The following is a 2,921-nucleotide window of genomic DNA, read 5'->3' on the forward strand; positions in this document are numbered from 1 at the left end:
CGGCTTTGTCACCGCGAAGGTGTGCGTTCTGGCCATGGGTCTGGCGGACGCATTGCGCGGCTGGCCGCGTATTCCGTCCGATAAGGCGGTGTGGCCCGCTACCGGTAGCCGGCGGAAGCCGTCCGGAACGGCCGCGGCCCCAGGGGGATCACGATGCGGCATGTGACGCCATCGCCACCGAAGACCAGGTCCGCCCTGGTGCCGAGCGTCATGGCCAGCGCCCGCTCGATCAGGTGCCGCCCATAGCCACGCCCAGGCTGCTCCGCCGGCATGGCGCAGCCGCTCTCGCGCCAGTCCAGCACCACAAATGGCCCGCCCGGCGCGTCCGGCTCGAGCTGCCAGGCAACCTCCAGCCGCCCACCCTCTTGCTTCAATGCGCCATACTTCACCGCATTGGTCGCCAGTTCGTGCACAGCCAGCGCCAGCGCCTGTACCCGCTCCAGGCCGAGCGACACCTCAGGGCCCGAGACCGCCACTCGTCCATCCGACGCTGCGGGATGTGCGCACAGCTCGACGCGGACAACCTCGCCGATGTCAAGCTCGTCCCGGCCGCCGCGCTGGCCCAGCAGCTCCTGTGCCCGCCCGAGCGCGCCGAGGCGCTCGGTGAAGCTCTTCATCGTGCCGCCCTTGCCGAGCGTCAGTGACGCGATGGCCTGAACCACGGTCAGGAGGTTGCGCGTGCGGTGGTGCAGCTCGGCGATGAGGACCTTCTGCCCGTCTTCGGCGCGGGTCAGGCCACTGACGTCCACGAAGCTCACCACCACGCCATGGGTGCGGCCGTCACCGTTGCGGTAGGGCGAGATGCGAACGAGGTAGTGGGCGCTGCCCGACGCGTGGTGCACCCGGCGGTCGATCGGCTCCGCCCCACCGAGCACCGCCGTCACGTCCTCGGCCAAATCGGGCAGGCTGAAGCGGCTGGCGAGATCGGTGATCGGCCGGCCGCGGTCACTGGGGAGGATATTGAACACCTTTGCCACTGCCGGCGTGAAGCTGCGGATCACCAACCTGGCGTCCAGGAAGACGGTCGCAACATCGGTGCTGTCGAACAGGTTCTGCAGGTCGGTGTTGGCGCGGTCCAGCGCCTCGACCTTGTTCTGCAACTCGACGTTGACGGTCTGCAACTCCTCGTTGACCGATTGCAGCTCCTCCTTCGAGGCCTCCAGCTCCTCGTTGGTGGACTGCAGCTCCTCGTTCACCGAGACCAGCTCCTCGTTCGAGGATTTCAGCTCCTCGAGCGCGGTCTCATACTCCTCGATCAGCGACTGCAGCCGTTCGCGCGTCTCCCGCAGTTCGCGCTCGAGATGGAGGGCGGCCCCGTCCTGTGCGCGGATGCGGCCGAGCGCGTCTTCACGCGAGAGCGCCGGTCCATTGTCGGCAAAGATCACGAAGTAGAGCGGCTCCTCGCGATCGGTACCGTCGCGGAGCGGCTCGACCGTCAGGGTGACCATCTGCATGCGGCCATCCTCGCCCTCGACCGCGACGCCTTCGCGCAGCGCCGTGCCGCCGCCCTCGACCGCCTCGCGCAGGGCGGTCCGGAGGTCGAGGCGCAACCCCTTGCGGGCCGTGGTGAGGATCTGCCGCGTTGGCATGCCGGCCGCGGCCTCGAGGTACTTGCCGGTTCTGGTCGAATAGTAGGCGATCTCGCCCTCGCGGTTCACCACGACGAAGGGCGGAGCCAGGCGCTCCAGCACCTGGGCCTCGATGGCCTGGCGGAGCGCGAGGCCGCCGAGCGGCGACCTGGGCGATGCCGGCGCCGTGGGACGGGTCAGCCGCAGGCCGCCGACGGCGAGCGGCAGGCGCACGCCGGACGCCCCGTCCGACCTGCGGCGGAAGATCTGCTGCTTCTTCTCGATCGGGGCAAAGAGGTCGCCGTATTGGCCGATGTTCTCCGCCGTGCCGAGGAACAGGTGGCCCTCCGGCCGCAGCGCGTAATGGAAGATCGGGATGACCTGCTCCTGCATCTTGGGGCCGAAGTAGATCAGCAGGTTGCGGCAGGAGACGAGGTCGATGCGGGAGAATGGCGGGTCCCGGACGACACTGTGCGGCGAGAAGACGCAGAGGTCGCGCACCTCCTTGGCCACGACGTAGCTGCCGCCGTCGGCGGTGAAGAAGCGCTGGCGCCGTTCGGGCGAGACTGTATCGAGGAGCGCGGCCGGATAGCGGGCGGCGCGGGCGACGGAGAGCGCGCGCTCGTCGATATCGGTGGCGAAGAGCTGGACGCGCGGCACGGCTGTGAGCCCGTCCATGTGCTCGCGCAGCAGCATGGCGATGGAGAAGACCTCCTCGCCGGTGGCGCAGCCCGGTACCCAGACCCGCACCACGTCCTCGGCGCCGCGCCCCTCGAAGAGCTTCGGGATGACCAGCCGGCCGAGAGCCTCGAAGGCGTCCTCGTCGCGGAAGAAGTTGGTGACGCTGATCAGCAGGTCGCGGAACAGCGCTGCGACCTCCCCCGGGTCCTGTCGCAGCCGCTCGAGGTAGCCCTCGATCGTGTCGAGCGCGACCACCTGCATGCGCCGCTGCACCCGGCGGAGGAAGGTCTTGCTCTTGTAGCCGGCGAAGTCGTGCCCGAGTTGGTTGCGCAGGATGACGTAGATCTCCCGCCGCGCCTCGTCGAGCACGCGTGCCGCTTCCGCGTCGTCGGGGGCCGGCTCGGTCAGGCCGTCGAGCATCGACAGGCCGCGGGCAAACGCGACGAGGCGCTGCCCCATCCCGTCGGCCGGCAGGGCAAGATCCACAACGCCGGCCGAGATGGCGCTCTCCGGCATGCTCGGGTGCTCCGGCCCGTGGCCATCGGCGACCTGGGCGAGGGTCAGCCCGCCGCGCTCCTTGATGGCCTTCAGGCCGAGCGTGCCGTCCCCGTCGCCGCCCGAGAGCACGACACCTGCCGCCGCCTCGCCCCGGTCGGTGGCGAGCGCGCTGAG

General features: G+C 69.8%; 1 protein-coding gene. It reads right to left on the reverse strand.

The features are described 5' to 3' along the window. Positions 1–98: 98 nt before the first annotated feature. Positions 99–2,921 (reverse strand): CheR family methyltransferase (locus tag AC5JJ1_RS14645; RefSeq protein ID WP_495785841.1); only part of this gene is annotated, 2,823 nt, incomplete at its 5' end.

It is taken from the genome of Belnapia sp. (assembly GCF_059504005.1).